Source organism: Streptomyces sp. RLB3-17 (genome assembly GCF_007113425.2).
GTDB lineage: Bacteria > Actinomycetota > Actinomycetes > Streptomycetales > Streptomycetaceae > Streptomyces > Streptomyces mirabilis_D.
The window spans coordinates 2,317,183-2,335,023 of sequence record NZ_CP041610.2 but is presented as its reverse complement, the minus strand read 5'-3'; the positions used below and the strand labels follow the sequence as shown (position 1 = coordinate 2,335,023).

At 70.8% G+C, this 17,841-nt stretch carries 18 protein-coding genes; 8 read left to right on the top strand and 10 right to left on the bottom strand.

What is annotated here, in order from left to right:
• Positions 1–3 precede the first annotated feature (3 nt).
• A complete protein-coding gene (locus FNV62_RS10955) occupies positions 4–1,410 on the top strand; it encodes a short-chain fatty acyl-CoA regulator family protein (RefSeq protein ID WP_097283738.1) in 1,407 nt (468 codons plus the stop codon).
• 75 nt (positions 1,411–1,485) lie between these two features.
• Here FNV62_RS10955 and FNV62_RS10950 read toward each other — a convergent pair whose 3' ends face one another.
• Entirely contained in the window at positions 1,486–1,866 is a 381-nt protein-coding gene (locus FNV62_RS10950) for a winged helix-turn-helix transcriptional regulator (RefSeq protein ID WP_143607499.1), read from the bottom strand.
• A gap of 141 nt (positions 1,867–2,007) precedes the next feature.
• Between FNV62_RS10950 and FNV62_RS10945 the strand changes: the two genes are divergently transcribed.
• From FNV62_RS10945 to FNV62_RS10935, 3 genes are all read left to right on the top strand, one after another.
• Complete coding sequence (locus FNV62_RS10945) at positions 2,008–2,415, top strand: RidA family protein (RefSeq protein WP_097283736.1); 408 nt, start codon at positions 2,008–2,010, stop codon at positions 2,413–2,415.
• A gap of 79 nt (positions 2,416–2,494) precedes the next feature.
• Positions 2,495–3,019 carry a GbsR/MarR family transcriptional regulator gene (locus tag FNV62_RS10940; RefSeq protein ID WP_205522457.1) on the top strand — a complete coding sequence of 175 codons (525 nt, stop codon included), beginning with the start codon at positions 2,495–2,497 and terminating at the stop codon, positions 3,017–3,019.
• 58 nt (positions 3,020–3,077) lie between these two features.
• Entirely contained in the window at positions 3,078–3,422 is a 345-nt protein-coding gene (locus FNV62_RS10935) for a hypothetical protein (protein ID WP_205522456.1), read from the top strand.
• 147 nt (positions 3,423–3,569) lie between these two features.
• Here the strand turns inward: FNV62_RS10935 and rocD are convergent, their stop codons facing one another.
• From rocD to FNV62_RS10920, 3 genes are all read right to left on the bottom strand, one after another.
• Positions 3,570–4,820 carry an ornithine--oxo-acid transaminase gene (gene rocD, locus FNV62_RS10930; protein WP_144315150.1) on the bottom strand — a complete coding sequence of 417 codons (1,251 nt, stop codon included), beginning with the start codon at positions 4,818–4,820 and terminating at the stop codon, positions 3,570–3,572.
• Entirely contained in the window at positions 4,817–5,638 is an 822-nt protein-coding gene (gene ddaH, locus FNV62_RS10925) for a dimethylargininase (RefSeq protein ID WP_097283733.1), read from the bottom strand. Before ddaH ends, rocD begins: the two co-directional genes overlap by 4 nt.
• A gap of 123 nt (positions 5,639–5,761) precedes the next feature.
• Positions 5,762–6,274: an Lrp/AsnC family transcriptional regulator gene (locus FNV62_RS10920; protein WP_054228964.1), complete on the bottom strand. Its 513-nt coding sequence runs from the start codon at positions 6,272–6,274 to the stop codon at positions 5,762–5,764.
• A 119-nt stretch (positions 6,275–6,393) separates the two neighbouring features.
• Here FNV62_RS10920 and FNV62_RS10915 point away from each other — a divergent pair, with 119 nt between their 5' ends.
• The 4 genes from FNV62_RS10915 to FNV62_RS10900 are packed head-to-tail and all read left to right on the top strand — an operon-like array spanning position 6,394 to position 10,506.
• Positions 6,394–7,149: a LytR/AlgR family response regulator transcription factor gene (locus tag FNV62_RS10915; RefSeq protein ID WP_097283732.1), complete on the top strand. Its 756-nt coding sequence runs from the start codon at positions 6,394–6,396 to the stop codon at positions 7,147–7,149.
• A 14-nt stretch (positions 7,150–7,163) separates the two neighbouring features.
• Entirely contained in the window at positions 7,164–7,523 is a 360-nt protein-coding gene (locus tag FNV62_RS10910) for a hypothetical protein (protein ID WP_054228962.1), read from the top strand.
• A 3-nt stretch (positions 7,524–7,526) separates the two neighbouring features.
• Entirely contained in the window at positions 7,527–9,272 is a 1,746-nt protein-coding gene (locus FNV62_RS10905; RefSeq protein ID WP_143607495.1) for a cation acetate symporter, read from the top strand.
• 28 nt (positions 9,273–9,300) lie between these two features.
• A complete protein-coding gene (locus tag FNV62_RS10900) occupies positions 9,301–10,506 on the top strand; it encodes a sensor histidine kinase (RefSeq protein WP_054228960.1) in 1,206 nt (401 codons plus the stop codon).
• A 19-nt stretch (positions 10,507–10,525) separates the two neighbouring features.
• Here the strand turns inward: FNV62_RS10900 and FNV62_RS54555 are convergent, their stop codons facing one another.
• The 6 genes from FNV62_RS54555 to FNV62_RS10875 all read right to left on the bottom strand — a co-directional run bounded on the left by FNV62_RS54555 (position 10,526) and on the right by FNV62_RS10875 (position 17,820).
• A complete protein-coding gene (locus FNV62_RS54555; protein WP_168489788.1) occupies positions 10,526–10,684 on the bottom strand; it encodes a hypothetical protein in 159 nt (52 codons plus the stop codon).
• 95 nt (positions 10,685–10,779) lie between these two features.
• Positions 10,780–12,918 (bottom strand): serine/threonine-protein kinase, encoded by a 2,139-nt coding sequence (locus FNV62_RS10895; RefSeq protein WP_143612780.1) that lies wholly within the window; start codon positions 12,916–12,918, stop codon positions 10,780–10,782.
• Positions 12,919–12,954: 36 nt separating this feature from the next.
• Entirely contained in the window at positions 12,955–14,484 is a 1,530-nt protein-coding gene (locus tag FNV62_RS10890; protein WP_164331657.1) for a PASTA domain-containing protein, read from the bottom strand.
• 212 nt (positions 14,485–14,696) lie between these two features.
• Positions 14,697–15,650 carry a cytochrome c oxidase assembly protein gene (locus tag FNV62_RS10885; RefSeq protein WP_054228957.1) on the bottom strand — a complete coding sequence of 318 codons (954 nt, stop codon included), beginning with the start codon at positions 15,648–15,650 and terminating at the stop codon, positions 14,697–14,699.
• A gap of 156 nt (positions 15,651–15,806) precedes the next feature.
• Positions 15,807–16,832, bottom strand: coding sequence for a 6-phosphofructokinase (locus tag FNV62_RS10880; RefSeq protein WP_054228956.1), 1,026 nt, complete (start codon positions 16,830–16,832; stop codon positions 15,807–15,809).
• Between the two features lie 259 nt (positions 16,833–17,091).
• Positions 17,092–17,820, bottom strand: a complete 729-nt coding sequence (locus FNV62_RS10875; RefSeq protein WP_054228955.1) for a type 1 glutamine amidotransferase — start codon at positions 17,818–17,820, stop codon at positions 17,092–17,094.
• Positions 17,821–17,841: the final 21 nt, after the last annotated feature.

The window sequence follows — 17,841 nt, the reverse complement described above, 5'->3', positions numbered from 1 at the left end:
ACGGTGGGAAAGACCTACGCGGGGGCGCGGCTGAGGCGGTTGCGTGAGGAGCGCCGGATGAGCCAGGCCGAGCTGGCCCGGGTCCTCGGCATCTCGCCCAGCTATCTGAACCAGATGGAACACGACTCCCGGCCGCTCACCGTGCCGGTCCTGCTGAAGCTGACCGAAGCCTTCGGTGTCGACCCCGGCTTCTTCTCGGAGCGCGACACGACCCGGCTGGTCGCGGACCTGCGGGAAGCACTGGCAGGAGAGATCACCGAAGACCGGGTGTCCGCGTCCGACCTCGCGGACCTCGCCTCGCGCATGCCCGCGGTCGCCGCGTTCCTGCTCGACCTGGGGCGTCGCAACCAGGCCCTCACCGAGCGGCTCGCCGGAGCCGCGGACGGCCGGGACGGCACGCAGGAGGCACCCCGCTCGCCCCACGAGGAGATCCGGGACTTCTTCTACCGTCGCCAGAACTACCTTCACGACACCGACCTCGCGGCCGAGCGACTCGCGGAGGACATCGGCATCCGGCCCGGCGAGGTGGTGCGGGCGCTCACCGAGCGGCTCGCCGACGGGCACGGCGTGCGGTCGGCCGCCGAATCCGGCGATCGCCTGCATCACTACGACGAGGCGTCCCGCACTCTCCATCTGTCGGGCCGTCTGCGACCCGGTCAGCGGGCGTTCCGGCTGGCGACCCAGCTCGCCCTGCTCGAGTACGGCGACGAACTCGACCGTCAGGCCGCCACCGACTTTCCCGCCGGTTCACCGTCGCACGCGCTGGCCCGGATCGGCATCGCCAACTACTTCGCCGCCGCGCTGATCCTGCCCTACCGCACCTTCCACGCGGCGGCGGAGGAGGTGCGGTACGACATCGAACGCCTCACCGACCGGTACGGCCTCGGCTACGAGACCGTCTGCCACCGTCTGAGCACCCTCCAGCGCCCGCGGCTGCGCGGAGTTCCCTTCTCCTTCGTCCGGGTCGACCGGGCCGGCAACCTGTCCAAACGGCAGTCCGCGACCGACTTCCACTTCTCCCGGGCCGGTGGCACCTGCCCTCTGTGGAACGTCTACGAGGCGTTCGCGGCCCCCGGCCGCATCCACGTCCAGATCGCCGAAATGCCCGACGGTCAGCGCTACTTGTGGACGGCACGGGCCCTGACCCGCCACCGCGGAGGCTGGGGCGAACCCGGCAAGACCTATGCCATCGGCCTGGGATGCGAGATCCGCCACGCCGCACGCCTCGTCTACGCCGACGGACTCGACCTCGGCAACGCCGCCGCGGCTACCCCCATCGGCATGGGCTGCCGCAGCTGCGAACGCACCGACTGCCCCCAGCGTGCCGCACCCCCACTCGGCCGGCGACTGAGAATCGACGAGAACGACAGCACCTTCGTCCCGTACCCGGTGGCCGACCAATCGCCTTGAGGGCACATGGAAGCGCCTGGCGGGGAGGTGAGCGTCCGTCCAACGTGACGGTCGCGCGGGTGAGTGCTCCAGCCGTCAGGCGTCGAAGCGGCGGCGGGCGGCCTCGATGTGGCTGAGGTACCGCTGGGTCCAGCCGCACATGGCGTCGACCGTGGCGCGAAGACCCTGGCCCGATTCGGTGAGGGTGTATTCGACCCGCGGCGGCACGGTGGGGTGCACGCGGCGCTCGACCAGGCCGTTGCGCTCCAGCATGCGCAGGTTCTGGGTGAGCATCTTGTGGCTGATGCCCTCGATCTCGTCGCGCAGCTCGGTGAAGCGCAGGGTGCGTTCACCGAGAGCCTCGATGATCAGGAACGCCCACTTGTTGGCGACGTCGGAGAAGATCTCCCGCGCCAAAGAGTCCGCGCGCCTCAGGTCCGCATCCTCGGGCGAACCGTTGAACTGCTTGGTCACCATAAGGTTCCCCAGTCACTGAAAAGTGCGTTCTTCCAGGTCAGCGGCCACTCTCCTACAGTTCCCGAGTAACCACAAGAGACCGAGGGTCTCGTGGCTCGGTGGACGCGAGCCACGGGCCCTCATGACAAGGAGGCAGGCAACATGGCCATCACCCTGGTGAACCCCGGCGGATTGCCGAAGATCCCGGTGTACCGGCAGGTGTCGATCGCGACCGGGTCGAAGCTGGTCTTCGTCGCCGGGCAGGTCGCCTGGGACGCCGAGGGGGTCACGGTCGGCGAAGGTGACCTCGCCGCTCAGGTCGAGCGGAGCTACCTCAACGTCGGCACCGCGCTGGCCGAGGTCGGTGCTTCCTTCGACGATGTGGCGAAGCTGACCGCCTACGTCGTCGACTGGACCCCCGACAAGATGCCCCTGTTCCTGGAGGGAGTCGCGCGGGCCTCCGCGAAGCTGGGGATCACCCCGATGGCGCCGGCCACGCTGATCGGCGTGGCGGCACTGGACGTCCCCGACCATCTGGTGGAGGTCGAAGCCACCGCGGTCACCGACTGAACATCCGCGCTTCGCCGTCGCCCGCGACGGAGATGACACAAATCTGTGTCATCTCCGTCATTGGTGCTAGGTTCGCGAGGTGCCGAATGAGAGCCGGGTACGCGAGGTGCCGAATGACAGCCGGCTGATCTTCGCCGACCACGTCGGGCGGTTCTACGCCCGCCAGTACGGGTTTCCGCCGATGGCCGGGCGCCTGTTGGGGTACCTGCTCGTCTGCGATCCGCCTCAGCAGACGATCGACGAGCTGAGCCAGGCGCTGCTGGCGAGCCGGAGTGCCATCACCGGTGCGGTGAAGCTGCTCGAGAGCCACGGGACGGCGCGGCGCACACGTGCCGCCGGCGAGCGCATGGACCGGGTGAGCCTCGATCCGGCCGACCGGCAGCCGCGGAACTTCGACTCCGCCATCCACAAGGAGCACGCGGCGCTGTTCAGGGAGGGGCTGGCACTGCTCACCGACGCTCCACCGGAGCGGCGCGCGCCACTCGAAGAGATGGCCGCACTGGCCGAGTTCCTGGCCGTCCGCCTGCCCAGGCTGGTGGACGAGTGGCACGCACACCGCGACACACTGCGCGCCTCGGGAAAGCTGCCCCGCCCCCGCGCATAGCCGCACAAAGTCCAGGGCCGGCCGGTCCCGGAGCGAAACCACGGACAGGTTGCCCGTCATGACCGAGCCCGAACTGTCTGCCTTGCGGGAACGCGCCGAGCACGGCGACGCCTCCGCGACCGACGAGCTGATCGAACTCGCCACCGAACTCGGCGATCTGAACGAACTGCGCCGCCTCGCGGACGCGGGCAACGCCACCGCGACCGACGAGCTCATCCAACTCGCCGCAGAGCAAGGCGACCTCCAAGAACTGCGCCGCCTCTCGGACCGCGGCAACACCACGGCCACCGACCAGCTGATCGAACTCGTGACCGAACAGGACAACATGGACGAGCTGCGACGCCTCGCCGACCAGGGCAACACGACAGCGGCCGAGCAACTCGCGGAGCTCACCGCCGAATGATCGCCTGTCTGCACTCCTCAACAGGTCGATCGCAGAGCGGCGCGGGCGCCTGCCCCGGTGTTCCGGGGCAGGCGCCCGTCGGCGGTGCGGCCGGGCGAGGGGAGCGCGGCGTGCCCACCAAGGCGCCGGCGGCCGCCGGCGCCGGTGTCAGACCCCCTGTGACAGCACCTTCTCCAAGGCGCCCAGGGCGGAGTGGAGTTCCTCACCGGTGATGGTCAACGGCGGGGCCAGCCGGATCGTCGATCCATGGGTGTCCTTGACCAGAACTCCCTCGCGCATCAGGCCCTCGCTGATCTCGCGCCCGGTGCCGATGGCCGGGTCGATGTCGACGCCCGCCCACAGCCCGCGAGAGCGGAAGCCCTCCACGCCCCGGCCCACGAGCGCCGTCAGGCCACTGCGCAGGACCACGCCCAACTCGGCCGCCCTGCCCTGGTATTCACCGGTCTCCAGGAGTCCGACGACCGCGGAGCCGACCGCCGCGGCCAGCGGATTGCCGCCGAAGGTCGAGCCGTGCTCACCGGGCCGCAGCACCCCGAGCACGTCCCGGCGGCCGACCACCGCCGACACCGGCACGATGCCGCCGCCGAGCGCCTTGCCCAGGAGGAGCAGGTCGGGGACGACGTCCTCGTGTTCCACGGCGAGCGTGGTGCCGGTGCGGCCCAGGCCGGACTGGATCTCGTCCGCGATGAACAGACAGCCGGCGCGCCGGGTCAGCTCCCGGACACGGGTCAGGTAGCCGTCGTCCGGGATGACGACGCCCGCCTCGCCCTGGATGGGCTCGATCAGCACGGCCGCGGTGGTCTCGTCGACGGCCGCTTCCAGCGCGGCGAGGTCGTTGTACGGGACGACGCGGAAGCCCGGGGTGAAGGGGCCGAAGCCGGCGCGGGCCGTCTCGTCCGTGGAGAAGCTCACGATCGTCGTCGTACGGCCGTGGAAGTTGTCCGCGGCCACCACGATCGTCGCCCGGTCCGGCGCGACGCCCTTCACCTCGTACGCCCACTTGCGGGCCACCTTGATGGCGCTCTCCACCGCCTCCGCGCCCGTGTTCATCGGCAGGACCATGTCCAGGCCGGTCAACTCGGCCAGCGACTCGGCGAACTGGGCCAGCCGGTCGTTGTGGAAGGCGCGCGAGGTGAGCGTCAGCCGGTCCAGCTGACGATGGGCCGCGTCGATCAGCACCGGGTTGCGGTGGCCGAAGTTGAGGGCCGAGTAGCCCGCCAGCATGTCGAGGTAGCGGCGGCCCTCGACGTCCTCGACCCAGGTGCCCTCGGCGTGGGCGACGACCACGGGCAGCGGGTGGTAGTTGTGTGCGAGGACGGGCTCCTCGGCGCGGATCAGGTCGGCGGAGGAGCGCGGACCGGCGGCGGAGGACGCGAGCGTACGGGCGGGAGCGGTCATGAGCGGATCTCCTGGGTGCAGCACTTGATGCCACCGCCGGCCTTGTGGAACTCGGAGAGGTCGACGGGGACGGGGACGTAGCCGTGGCGGGCGAGCCGGTCGGCGAGGGCCTCGGCGCGCGGCGCGATGAACACGTGGCGGCCGTCGGAGACGGAGTTCAGGCCGAAGGTGAACGCGTCCTCACGGGTCGCGAGCACCGCGTCCGGGAAGAGCCGGGCCAGGACCTCGCGACTGCCGGGCGAGAACGCCTCCGGGTAGTACGCGATGTTCGCCTCGGGCCCGTCGTCCAGGACGAAGAGCGCCGTGTCCAGATGGTAGAAGCGCGGGTCCACCAGCTGGAGGCTGACCACCGGGACACCGAAGAACTCCTGCACCTCGCGGTGCGCCTCGGGGGTCGTACGGAATCCGGTGCCGGCCAGTACGTACCGGCCCACCGGGACGAGGTCGCCCTCGCCCTCGCAGACGGATTCGGGACGGTAGACGTCGAAACCGGCCGCCTTGAACCAGGTCTCGTACGCGGTGGACTCGGGGCGGCGCTGCGGCGCGTGGAAGTACGAGCCGAAGACCCGGCCCGCCAGGACCAGCGCGGAGTTCGCCGCGAACACCATGTCCGGGAGATCCGCCACGGGTTCCACGGTGTCCACGGTGTGGCCGTGGGCCCGGTAGGCGCCGATCAGCGCCGCCCACTGGTCACGGGCCAGATCGACGTCCACGTGGGCGTCGGGATGCATCCAGGGATTGATCGCGTACTGCACGGCGAAGTGTCTGGGTTCACAGACGAGAAAGCGCCGAGGGCGCGGCACACGGCTGTCAGGCACAGAGAGGTTCCTCCGCTTCCTGCGGTGTCGACTGGGGGTGCCTCCAAGGTAGGAAACGGGGGATACGGGCGACAAGAGACGAGAGCTGCGTGTGTGCGCAGCATCGCTGCGTAATGACTCAGGTCAACGCAGGTTTGATGCGTCCATTGCATCCTGTGGGGCCGCGTGGGTGGCTCCCGCCTCCGGGGCCTCCGGCAGCAGGTGCGACAGCACCATGTAGCTGATCGTCTTCCGGATGAAGGGCTCGGTGCGGATCCGCTCCAGCACCTCCTCGAAGTGGTCCACATCCGTGGCCCGCACATGGAGCAGCGCGTCCGCGCCGCCCGTCACCGTCATGGCCGCGGTGATCTCCGGATGGTTGCGGACCACCTCCGCGAGCCGCCGGGGCGGCGCCGCGCCCTCGCAGTACACCTCGACGTACGCCTCCGTGCGCCAGCCGAGCGCCGTCGGCTTCACCGTGGCCGTGAACCCGGTGATCACACCGGTCTCGCGGAGCCGGTCGACACGGCGCTTGACCGCGGTGGCCGACAGTCCGATCGCCGTGCCGATCTCGGCGAAGCTCGTCCGGGCGTTGGCCATCAGGGCCGTGATGATCTTGCGGTCGAGTTCGTCGAACATCGCGGGCTTGCTGTTCATGGCGGCACTGTATCCAGCGACAACGTCCACGCAACCAGCGACAACGTCCGCATGTCCGGCGGCGACGTCCACGTCCCGCACATGTCCAGGCATGCCGATCGCTCCTACACTCCACTGTCATGCTGCGCGCGCTCGCCGTCGACGACGAACAACCGTCCCTCGAGGAACTCCTCTACCTCCTGAACGCCGATCCCCGGATCTCCAGCGCCGAGGGCGCGAGCGACGCGACCGAGGCGCTGCGCCGGATCAACCGGGCCCTGGAATCCGGACCCGGCGGGCCCGAAGCCATCGACGTCGTCTTCCTCGACATCCACATGCCCGGACTCGACGGACTCGACCTCGCCCGGCTGCTCACCGGTTTCGCCGCACCGCCGCTCGTCGTGTTCGTCACCGCCCACGAAGGCTTCGCCGTCCAGGCCTTCGACCTCAAGGCCGTCGACTACGTCCTCAAGCCGGTACGGCGGGAGCGGCTGGCCGAAGCCGTCCGGCGGGCCGCCCAACTCCAGGACACCGCACCGCGGATACCCGTCCACGAGCCCGACCCGGACCACATATCCGTCGAACTGGGCGGCGTCACCCGCTTCGTGGCCGTCGAGGACATCACCCACGTCGAAGCACACGGCGACTACGCACGTCTGCACACCGCCCAGGGCAGCCATCTCGTCCGCATCCCGCTCTCCACCCTGGAGGAACGCTGGCGCTCACGCGGCTTCGTCCGCATCCACCGGCGCCATCTCGTCGCCCTGCGCCACATCGGCGAACTCCGCCTGGACGCGGGCGCCGTGAGCGTCTTCGTCGACTCCGTCGAACTCCAGGTCAGCCGTCGGCACACCCGCGAACTGCGCGATCTGCTGATGCGCCGGACCACGAGCTGAGAGGGGGAAGCGGCGTGCCGCAGGACCCGACCGAACGCCGGGTGGTCGTCACCGGGGTGCCCCGGCGCACCCGCCGCACCTCCGGCTACTACCGGCCCAGGACCGAGATCGACGAACAGACCACGCTCGGCCACACCTACGTCCGCTCCCTGATGCGCAGTCAACTCCGCGCCGCGCTAGTGGTGTTCGCCGTACTGGTCCTGCTGGTCGGGCCACTGCCCCTGGTCTTCGCCGCTATGCCGGACGGCGCGAGCCTGGAGTGGGCCGTGCTCGGCTTCTGCGTCTACCCGCCCCTGGTCCTGCTCGCCCGCTGGTACGTGCGGCGCGCGGAACGCAACGAGAAGGACTTCGTGCGCCTGGTCGAGGACCGCTGAGCCGTGAATCAGAACTACGCCGTCCCCGCTGTCGCCCTCGTCGTCGTGGCGACCGTCCTGGTCGGCGCGTTCGGCCTGCGCATCTCCCGGACCACCTCCGACTTCTACGTCGCCTCACGCACCGTGGGCCCCCGGCTCAACGCGGCCGCGATCAGCGGCGAGTACCTCTCCGCCGCCTCCTTCCTCGGCATAGCGGGCCTCGTCCTCGTCCAGGGCCCCGACATGCTCTGGTACCCCGTCGGCTACACGGCCGGCTATCTCGTGCTGCTCCTGTTCGTCGCGGCCCCGCTGCGCCGCTCCGGCGCGTACACCCTGCCCGACTTCGCGGAGGCACGCCTCGGCTCACCGGCCGTGCGACGCCTCGCCGGAGCCTTCGTGGTCGGGGTCGGCTGGCTGTATCTGCTGCCCCAACTACAGGGCGCCGGGCTGACGTTGGCCGTCCTGACCGACGCGCCCGACTGGTTCGGCGGGGTGCTCGTCGCGGTCGTCGTGGTCGCCACCGTCGCCGCCGGAGGCATGCGCAGCATCACCTTCGTACAGGCCTTCCAGTACTGGCTCAAGCTCACCGCCCTGCTGGTCCCCGCACTCTTCCTGGTCCTCGCCTGGCAGGCCGACGGCGCCCCGCGCCAGGCCTTCGCCGAACCCGCGACCTTCCGCGAACAGCGCGTCGTCCGTATCGACGACAGCCTCGACCTGAGGCTCTCGGCCCCGCTGGGCGTCACGGCCACCGGCAAGGTCGACGGCCACCGCTACGACGGCGAGCGGCTCCGACTCCGCTCGGGCGTCCACCGCATCGAGCGCGGCACCCGGCTCACCTTCGCCAAGGGCGACCCTGTCCCGGCGGCCGACCGGGGCAGCAACGGCGGCATGTCGACCTCGCTGGCGGCGGGCCGCGAGGAACGCCCGCTGTACGCCACGTACGGACTGATCCTCGCGACCTTCCTCGGCACGATGGGACTGCCGCACGTCGTCGTCCGCTTCTACACCAGCCCGCACGGCGTCGCGGCCCGCCGCACCACGGTCGCCGTCCTCGGCCTCATCGGCGCGTTCTACCTGCTGCCGCCCGTCTACGGGGCGCTCGGCCGCCTGTACGCCCCCGAACTGAGCCTCACCGGGAACGCCGACGCCGCCGTCCTGCTGCTGCCCGACCGCGTGATCGGCGGGCTCGGCGCGGATCTCCTGGGCGCGCTGGTGGCGGGCGGGGCCTTCGCGGCGTTCCTGTCGACCGCGTCCGGACTGACCATGGCGGTGGCCGGGGTGCTCACCCAGGACGTGCTGCCCTCACGCGGCGTACGCCACTTCCGGCTGGGCACCGTGCTCGCCATGGCGGTACCCCTCGCGGCGAGCGTGATCGTCGGCGGACTGCCCGTCGCCGACGCCGTCGGACTCGCCTTCGCCGTGTCCGCGTCCTCCTTCTGCCCGCTGCTCGTCCTCGGCATCTGGTGGCGGCGGCTGACCCCACCGGGCGCGGCCGCCGGAATGCTCGTCGGCGGCGGCGCCGCCTTCGTCGCCGTCGCCGCGACCATGGCGGGCTACCCGGGCTCGGGCGCGCTGCACGCACTGCTCGCCTGGCCCGCGCTCTGGTCGGTGCCGCTCGGATTCCTCACCATGATCCTGGTGTCGCTGGCCACGGCCGGACGGGTGCCGTCCGGAACGGCGGCGATCCTGGCCCGGTTCCACCTGCCGGAAGAACTGGCCGGAGGAGACAGGCGCGCGGACGCCGACGCACGCGGGGAGGCCAAGGCGTGAGTGGATCGTCGAGCGAGGCGGTGACGGCGTGAGCGGATTCCTGGCGGGCCTGTGCGTCGCCGTGCTCCCGCTGCTCGCCGCCGGGTTCTGGCTCGGCAGGCGCACCGCGCGGCCCGAGAACCTCGGCGGCCTCGGCACCCCCGTCGAACACGCCACCTTCGAGACCCTGCACACCGCCTCGCTGGCCGCGCCCCCACTGCGCGCGGGCCTCACCGGCGAGACCGCCCGCAAGTCCGCCCGCCGACTGCGCACCCTGCTCGGCACGGACGCCCTGTGCCTCACCGACCAGGACACCGTCCTCGCCTGGGACGGTCTGGGGGAGCACCACCGCACCGAGATCATGGAACGGCTCGGCAGCCCCCTGGAGACCGGCCGCGGCGAGGCCTTCCGGCTGAAGTGCGACGAGCCCGACTGCTCCCTGCGCTGGGCCGTCGTCGCACCGCTCACCGTCGACGACCGCGTCCACGGAGCGCTCGTCGCCTGCGCGCCCCGCGAGTCCGCCGTCCTCGTCCGGGCCGCGGGTGAGGTCGCCCGCTGGGTCTCCGTGCAACTGGAACTCGCCGACCTCGACCAGTCCCGCACCCGTCTGATCGAGGCCGAGATCAAGGCCCTGCGCGCCCAGATCTCCCCGCACTTCATCTTCAACTCGCTGGCGGTGATCGCCTCGTTCGTCCGCACCGACCCCGAGCGAGCCCGCGAACTGCTCCTGGAATTCGCCGACTTCACGCGCTACTCGTTCCGCAGGCACGGCGACTTCACCACCCTCGCCGACGAACTGCACGCCATCGACCACTACTTGGCGCTGGTCAGAGCCCGCTTCGGCGACCGCCTCTCGGTCACCCTGCAGATAGCCCCCGAGGTGCTGCCGGTCGCGCTGCCCTTCCTCTGCCTCCAGCCCCTCGTGGAGAACGCCGTCAAACACGGACTGGAGGGCAAGACCGACAAGAGCCACATCAGCATCACCGCCCAGGACGCGGGCGCCGAGGCGCTGGTCGTGATCGAGGACAACGGCACCGGGATGGACCCCGACCGGCTGCGCCGGATCCTCGCCGGGGAGGTGAGCCCCTCCGGCGGCATCGGACTGTCCAACGTCGACGACCGGCTCCGCCAGGTGTACGGGGACGAGTACGGCCTCGTCATCGAGACCGCGGTGGGAGCGGGCATGAAGATCACCGCCCGGCTGCCGAAGTACCAGCCGGGGGTGCACTCGGCGGGACCGCTGCCCAGGGAGTGACAGTGACCCGTGCGCGCGGTCAGGCGTTGCGCGAGGCCACCATGCCGATGGTGAGCAGACCGAGCACCACCCAGCCGAACCACAGCCAGCCGTTGCTGCCGAGCGCCACCGTGTAGGCCGTCACCATGACGAGTCCGCCGACGGTGAGCACCCCCATCGCCTTCGTCGAACCGGGCATCGCAGTACACCCTTCTCCCGGCGGGGTCCGCGACGCGGGCCGTGGCCTGCGCCCATTTTCACCCGAAGGGACGTAGTTCGCCAGGGCCGGGTGTGCTACTCGCCTCCGTGCATGAGGGACTTGTCCAGACGCTCGATGCTGCAGACCACCAGGTAGTACCCCTTCCTCCACAGTCCTGTGCTGCGCAGGCCATGACTCACATAGGTGTCGGCGGGATAGTCGAGTCGCTGCGGCGGGGCGTCGGCCGCGCATTGTGCGTCCGCCTCGGCATCGGGCTTCTTGCCGGGTGTGAGGGTGGTGAGGTGCGTGATCCGGAAGACCTTGCCCACATGGTCCTGGTCGCAGGAGACGAGTTCGTAGTGGGTGTATTCGCTCGCGTCCCCGCGGGCATGGCCGAGGCAGTCGTCCTGCTGCATCTGGGTCGCGTCCTCGAACGTCATCCCGTACGGGCGGAGGGGGCCGAGCCTGCCGTACACCGGACCGTGCTTCCCGACCAGCAGGCATGCGACGTTCCCGCCGGTGGCGTCGAAGCCCTCGCGGGTGGGCACCACGGCCAGGCTCTGGACGTGCCAGGCGAGTTTGTCGGCGGTCGCCTTCGTCCGCTCCGCGCACTGGTCCGGTCCGTCGCTGCCGGCCTCCTCGAAGGAGCGGGCCTTGTACAGCTCCATCACCTGCCCGTCGGGGCGCAGCGCTCCGCAGCTCGGATCCAGTCGCAGACGCGGGGTACCCGAGGACGGTGCGGGGGACGGGTCGCTCAGTACGCAGTCGCCCTTCTTGAGCGGTGCGGAGAGCCCGACCCCGGCGCCGTACGGGGCTACGGGCGTCCGCGTCCCGTCGTACCGGGCCATACCCCAGATCACTCCCGCCGTCAGCGACAGAGCGAGGAGCAGTGCGGCGGTCACCTGCAGGAGCAGTGTCCGCCTGTGACGCCTCCCGCCGGGACCCGGGGCGGGTGCGGCGGGCCCCACGAAGCTGGGCGGACCGAAACCGGCACCGGGCTGCGGGGGGAGCGGGGTCGGCGGACCGAAGCCCTGGCCCGGGCGAGGGGCGTACGCGGCCGGGGCACCGGCTGCCTGCGCCATGGGTGCGTACGCCGGGTGCTGCGTCGGCGCGGGAGAGGCCTGGGCCGTGGGGACGTACGAACCCGGCGCCGCGAAACCCCGTTCCCGGGCCAGTCCCTGGTCCCGGGCGGGGGACGGGCTCTGGTCGTGTGCGGGCGGCGCGTAGTCGTGGTCCCTGGACGGGCCGCCCGGGGGGCCGCCCGGGGGGCGGCCCGGTGGCGCGGGACCGCCGGGCCCGTCGGAGGTGACGAGCCCCGCCCACGCGGGCTGGGAGCCGGTGTCGACCTGGGTCGGCGGATGGGGCTCGGGCAGGATGATCCGGGCCAGGGCCGCCGCCGTCCGTTCCGCGGAGATCCGCAGGGCGGGGTCCTTGACCAGCAGCGCGTCGATGATCGGCCCCAGCGCACCGGCCCGCCGGGACGGCGGCGCCTCCTCCGAGACCACCGCGGCGAGCGCCCCCAGGTGGCTGTCGCGGTCGAAGGGGCCGTGGCCCTCCACACCGAAGTACAGAGTGCAGCCCAGCGAGAACAGGTCGGCGGCCGCGGTCGGCTGCCCGCCCTGCGCCCGTTCCGGTGCCAGATAGCCGGCCGTGCCGACGAGGACGGAGGTACGGGTCCAGCGGGTCTCGGGGGAGTCCGGCTGGACCGAGACGCCGTAGTCGGTGAGGAGGACGCGCGCGCCGGGGGTGCCCGCGCGGTCCGGGGCGAGCAGGATGTTGGCCGGTTTGACGTCCCGGTGCATGATGCCGCGCTCGTGCCCGGCGGTCAGCGCGTCCAGCACCGCGAGGCCGACGCGGGCGCACTCGTCGGGTGCCAGCGGGCCGCGCCGGGCGAGCCAGGCCCGCAGGTCCTCGGCTCCCGCCACGTACTCCATCACGATCCATGGCAGGCCGTCGTGCTCCAGGACGTCGTGGACCGTCACCACGTGCGGGTGGCCGCGCAGGACCGCCGCGTGCCGGGCCTCGGCGCGGGCGCGCGCGATCCGCGACTCGTGCTCCTCACTCCCCTCCCGCACATCGCGGAACCTGATCTCCTTGAGCGCCACGTCGCAGTCGAGCCGCTGGTCGTGGGCGAGCCAGACGTGGCCCATCCCGCCGGAGCCGACCTGCTTCAGAAGCAGATACCGGCCGTCGATGATCCGGCCCACTCCCGACTGCGCTGATCCTGCTGTCATCCGGTTGCCCCCGGGTTCTGCGTTGTCGTACGCGGGTCAGGCCGCGCTCTCGGTGGACCCACCGGGCGCGGAGTCGCTCGTACCCGGGTCGACCGGGGCGGGCGGTGTGCTCGACACGGGCTCACTCCGCGGCGGCGCGCTGCTGACGGTGGGCTTGGTCGAGGTCGGTTCGTGCGAGGTCGGTTCGTGTGACGTCGGTTCGTGCGACGTCGGCACGGTCGGGGCGGTGGCCGTGGGGGTGGTCGGGGCAGTGCTCGTAGGTGAGCCGGTCGGAGAGGTGTGCGACGGGGTCGACGTCGTTCCGCCGCCCGTTCCGCCGCTCGTGTCCGTGGGGGTGTTGGTGGGCGTGCCCGTGGACGTGGCGGTCTTCGTGGGGGTGGGGGTGACCGTGTCCGTAGGGGCACCCGACCCGGTGCCGCTGCCGGACGACGAGGCGCTGCCCGACGACGCGCCGTCGGACGAGGAGCCGTCGGACGAGGAGCCGGACGATCCCCCCGACGAGGTCGGCGGGGTCGTCCCGGGATCCGAACCCGCTCCGCTCGTGCCGCCCGCTCCGTTCGTGCCGCCCGTGCCCGTGCCGGAAGCCGGCGGCGTGGCCGGACCACCGCCGCTCGCGGACGGGCTGTCGGACCGCGCCGACAGGACGACCGACGTGCCCCAGGCGACCTGGCTGCCCTCGGTCGGCCGGGACGCCGTCACCTGGGCGTCGTCGGCCGGCAGGGTGTCACCGGCGTACGACATTCCCAGCCCCGCGTCGGTCAGCCGCCGGGTGGCCTCGGCGAAGGTCATGCCGGTGACCGGTGGCACGGCGTGCTTCTGCTGGGTGTCGAAGGACTTGTCCCGGCTGCCGTCGCTGCCCACCGGGCGGGCGATCCCCCGGTCGGGGTTGCGCACGTCGACGAGCTGGAGCTTGTGGATCTCCTGCGCCCCGGGCGGCGGCTCGACCATCACGACGCGGTCCTGCCGGTAGTCGGCCCACTGATCGTTGCCGTTCTTGAACCGCACATCGGTCTTCGAGGCCTTTCCCTCGAAGGGGAGCAGCGGATTGCCACAGGAGCACTTCACCGCGGGCAGTCCCTGTTGGTCGACCAGAATGGCGATTCCGGCCTGCAGCAGCGCGGCGTACGAAACCGCCTTGCCGTTCTTGTAGTCGTGATTCGTCACGAGAGTGTCGTGACGCAGTACGACGGGTGTGAGTTGATCGATATAACCCGGGATCTGATCGGTGCTTATATGCAGGACCCGCGCCCATTCCTGGGCCTTCGCCGAGTTCTTGGGGTCGGTGAGGAATTTCTTCAACTTCGCCACGGCGCAGGTGCCGGGTTTCGTGGTGCCGCCCCACACGCCGGTGCCAGGGCCGGTGTCGGTGCCGGGTGCGGTACCGGGTTCGGGCGCCGGCGCCGGTGAACCGCTTCCGTCGCTGCCGTCAGGGGCTCCGCCGTACAGCCCGGGACTGTTACTGGCCTGCACGCCACCACTGGGCCGGGCCTCGGGCAGATGGATGTCCGTGCCGAGCTGTCGGTCCTCCTTGAAGAAGGGGGAGACCGAGGAAACCCCCACCGCCACGGCCCGTACCACGAACAACTGATCGGATTTGCTGCACCCGCTGACTATCAGTACCGAAACCAGCAGTAGAGCGAGCCGTCGGGCGGCGGAAATCCCCGCCCTTTGCATGGACGCACGAATTGACATGACCGCTCCCCCTGCGGTTTCCCCCGTTGTCCCCCCATGCTACTGAACCGAAAAGCCCTTCACGCAAGGTGAATTGCAAAGTTAATTCAGCGGCCGCGTGCGTTGAGTGAGGCCAGATAGGCGTTGTACGCCTCGAGTTCCTTGTCACCGTCGCGGTCGGCGGCCCGGTCCGTGCGGCGGGCCTGCCGCTTCTCGGAGGCGTACCACTGGAAGAGCAGCGCGATCAGCACGAGGACGGAGGGGATCTCGCTGAACGCCCAGGCGATGCCGCCCGCGGCGCTCTGGTCGGAGAGCGCGTCGATGCCGAGCGAGGCGGGCGGGTTCTTGTACGTCTCCACCATCGGCGCGGACGCCATCATCAGCGCGATACCGAAGAACGCGTGGAACGGCATGCCCGCGAACAGCTCCAGCATCCGCATCAGATAGCCCGGCCGGTGCGGTCCGGGGTCGACGCCCATGATCGGCCAGAAGAAGACCAGGCCGACGGCGAGGAAGTGGCACATCATCGCGATGTGCCCGGTCTTGGAGCCCATCAGGAAGTCGAAGATGGGGGAGAAGTACAGCGCGTACAGGCTCGCGATGAACAGCGGGATCGTGAACGCCGGATGCGTGATGATCCGCATGTAGCGGCTGTGCAGGAACATCAGGAGCAGTTCACGCGGCCCCTTGTTGCCGCGCGTGGCGGCCACCGGCAGCGCGCGCAGCGCCAGCGTGATCGGCGCTCCGAGCAGGATCAGGATCGGCGAGAGCATGCTGATCACCATGTGCTGCACCATGTGCACGCTGAACATGACCATGCCGTAGTCGTTCAGCTTGGTGCACATCACGAGCATCACGGTCAGCACGCCGAGCACGAAGGCTATGGTCCGCCCGACCGACCACTTGTCACCGCGCCGCGCGAGCCGCACAACCCCCCAGCCGTACAGGCCGAGTCCCACCAGGCAGGCGACGAGGAAGAACGGGTCCGCGGACCACTCGAGCCCCCGCCCCAGCGTGAACGGCGGCAGATCCATGGTCATGCCGTGCCCGCTGTGATCCATCCGCCGGCTCCTGATTCGTACGTTGTGCGCTGTCTGTCCGAACCAGAGTAGGACTGACCCCGGCCACAACTGTGACCGGGGTCAGTGCGGCGCCGCGTCAGGGGCGCGGGGAACTGCGCGACACGCCACGATGCTGCCGCAGCCGAGAACGAACCCTCAGAGCACGCACTCCGCTTCCGCGTACCGCTCCTCAGGAACCGTCTTCAGGCTCTCCACCGCCTCCGCGAGCGACACCATGACGATGTCGGTCCCCCGCAGCGCGGTCATCTTCCCGAAGTCGCCGCGATGCGCGGCCTCCACCGCGTGCCAGCCGAACCGCGTGGCGAGCACGCGGTCGTACGCCGTCGGGGTCCCCCCGCGCTGGACGTGCCCGAGGATCACCGGCCGGGCCTCCTTGCCGAGGCGCTCCTCCAGCTCCAGGGAGAGCTGCCGGGCGATGCCGGCGAAGCGCTCGTGCCCGTAGACGTCCTTGCCGCCCTCGTCGAACTCCATGGTGCCCGGGCGAGGCTTCGCCCCCTCCGCGGCGACGACGATCGCGAACCGCTTGCCCGCCTCGAAGCGCTCGCCGACCCGCGCGGCCAACTCCTCGATGTCGAAGGGGCGTTCGGGGACGACGATGGCGTGCGCGCCCGCCGCCATGCCGGAGTGCAGGGCGATCCAGCCCGTGTGGCGGCCCATGACCTCCACGATCAGCACCCGCTGGTGGGACTCGGCGGTGGTCTTCAGCCGGTCCAGGGCCTCGGTCGCGACGCCGACGGCCGTGTCGAAGCCGAAGGTCACGTCCGTGACGGCGATGTCGTTGTCGATGGTCTTCGGTACGCCGACGATCGGCAGGCCGTTGTCCGAGAGCAGCCGGGCCGCCTTCAGCGTGCCCTCGCCGCCGATCGGGATGATCGCGTCGAGGCCGAGCTCCTCGACATGGCCCTTGGCCCGCTCCACGCCGTCACGCAGCTGCGCGGGCTGGACCCGGGAGGAGCCGAGGATCGTGCCGCCGCGAGCCAGGATGCCGCTCACCGCGTCGAGGTCGAGCTTCAGGTAGTCGCACTCCAGAAGCCCCTTCCAGCCGTCCCGGAAGCCGATGACCTCGTCGCCGTGGTCGACGACGGCGCGGTGCACGACGGACCGGATGACGGCGTTCAGGCCGGGGCAGTCGCCGCCGGACGTGAGGACACCAATGCGCATAGCCCGAAATACCTTCTCAACGTGGGCCGGGTACCGGACCACGCTGTCCGGCTGGAATCCCGGTCACCCTACCGGCGGGACGGGGTGGTGCCGTAGCGGGCGTCCGCCTGGTGGACGCGGCCGCACAAGTGAGCGGACATGCGGTCAGGCGGGCCCGACCTGGGTACACCGTGCCCGATACGCCTAGGGCGCGCTTGAGGTATCCCTCGAGCGCGCCCTGTGGACATCCCGTACCGTTTGTCCGTTGTTGGTCGACCGTTCAGGCGGGCTGCTGCGCCGCGGAGATGCGCTCGCCCCGGAGTGCCTCGTACCAGCGGTCGTCGATCGGCGGCAGCGCGTTCACGTCGAGCGCCAGCTTCAGCAGCAGGTCCGCGATCTGCGGGTTGCGGGCGAGCACGGGTCCGTGCATGTACGTGCCGAAGACCGTGTCGTTGTACGCGCCCTCGGTGCCGTCGCCGGTGCCGTTGCCCTTGCCGAGCCGCACTTGCGCGAACGGACGCGCGGTGGGGCCGAGGTGGGTGACGCCCTGGTGGTTCTCGAAGCCGGTCAGCTGCGGCAGGCCGAGGCGCGGGTCGATGTCTCCGAGTACGTCGCCGACGCACCGCTCGCCCTCGCCGCGTACCGAGACCACGTCGAGCAGGCCGAGGCCCGGCTCGCGCTGCCCGAGGTCGTTGATGAACTCGTGGCCGAGGATCTGGTAGCCGGCGCAGACCGAGAAGACGATCGCGCCGTTGCCCACCGCGCGGTGCAGACCGCCGTCGCGGCGCAGACGCTCCGCGGCGAGCCGCTGCGGCCGGTCCTCGCCGCCGCCGATCAGATAGATGTCGCCGGAGGTCGGGATCGGCTGGTCGCTGCGTACGTCGAGACGGGCGACGTCGAGACCGCGCTGGCGGGCCCGGCGCTCCACGACGAGGGCGTTGCCCTGGTCGCCGTAGGTGCTCAGCAGGTCCGGGTAGATCCACACCAGGCGCAGGCTGTTGTCACTCATTCTCTTGGTCCTCCGTGGCTG

Coding starts and splice junctions, on each gene's coding strand:
- FNV62_RS10950 (WP_143607499.1), bottom strand. CDS start 1,866: ATGGTGACCAAGCAGTTCAACGGTTCGCCCGAGGATGCGGACCTGAGG.
- FNV62_RS10945 (WP_097283736.1), top strand. CDS start 2,008: ATGGCCATCACCCTGGTGAACCCCGGCGGATTGCCGAAGATCCCGGTG.
- FNV62_RS10935 (WP_205522456.1), top strand. CDS start 3,078: ATGACCGAGCCCGAACTGTCTGCCTTGCGGGAACGCGCCGAGCACGGC.
- rocD (WP_144315150.1), bottom strand. CDS start 4,820: ATGACCGCTCCCGCCCGTACGCTCGCGTCCTCCGCCGCCGGTCCGCGC.
- FNV62_RS10920 (WP_054228964.1), bottom strand. CDS start 6,274: ATGAACAGCAAGCCCGCGATGTTCGACGAACTCGACCGCAAGATCATC.
- FNV62_RS10915 (WP_097283732.1), top strand. CDS start 6,394: ATGCTGCGCGCGCTCGCCGTCGACGACGAACAACCGTCCCTCGAGGAA.
- FNV62_RS54555 (WP_168489788.1), bottom strand. CDS start 10,684: ATGCCCGGTTCGACGAAGGCGATGGGGGTGCTCACCGTCGGCGGACTC.
- FNV62_RS10895 (WP_143612780.1), bottom strand. CDS start 12,918: ATGACAGCAGGATCAGCGCAGTCGGGAGTGGGCCGGATCATCGACGGC.
- FNV62_RS10885 (WP_054228957.1), bottom strand. CDS start 15,650: ATGGATCACAGCGGGCACGGCATGACCATGGATCTGCCGCCGTTCACG.
- FNV62_RS10880 (WP_054228956.1), bottom strand. CDS start 16,832: ATGCGCATTGGTGTCCTCACGTCCGGCGGCGACTGCCCCGGCCTGAAC.
- FNV62_RS10875 (WP_054228955.1), bottom strand. CDS start 17,820: ATGAGTGACAACAGCCTGCGCCTGGTGTGGATCTACCCGGACCTGCTG.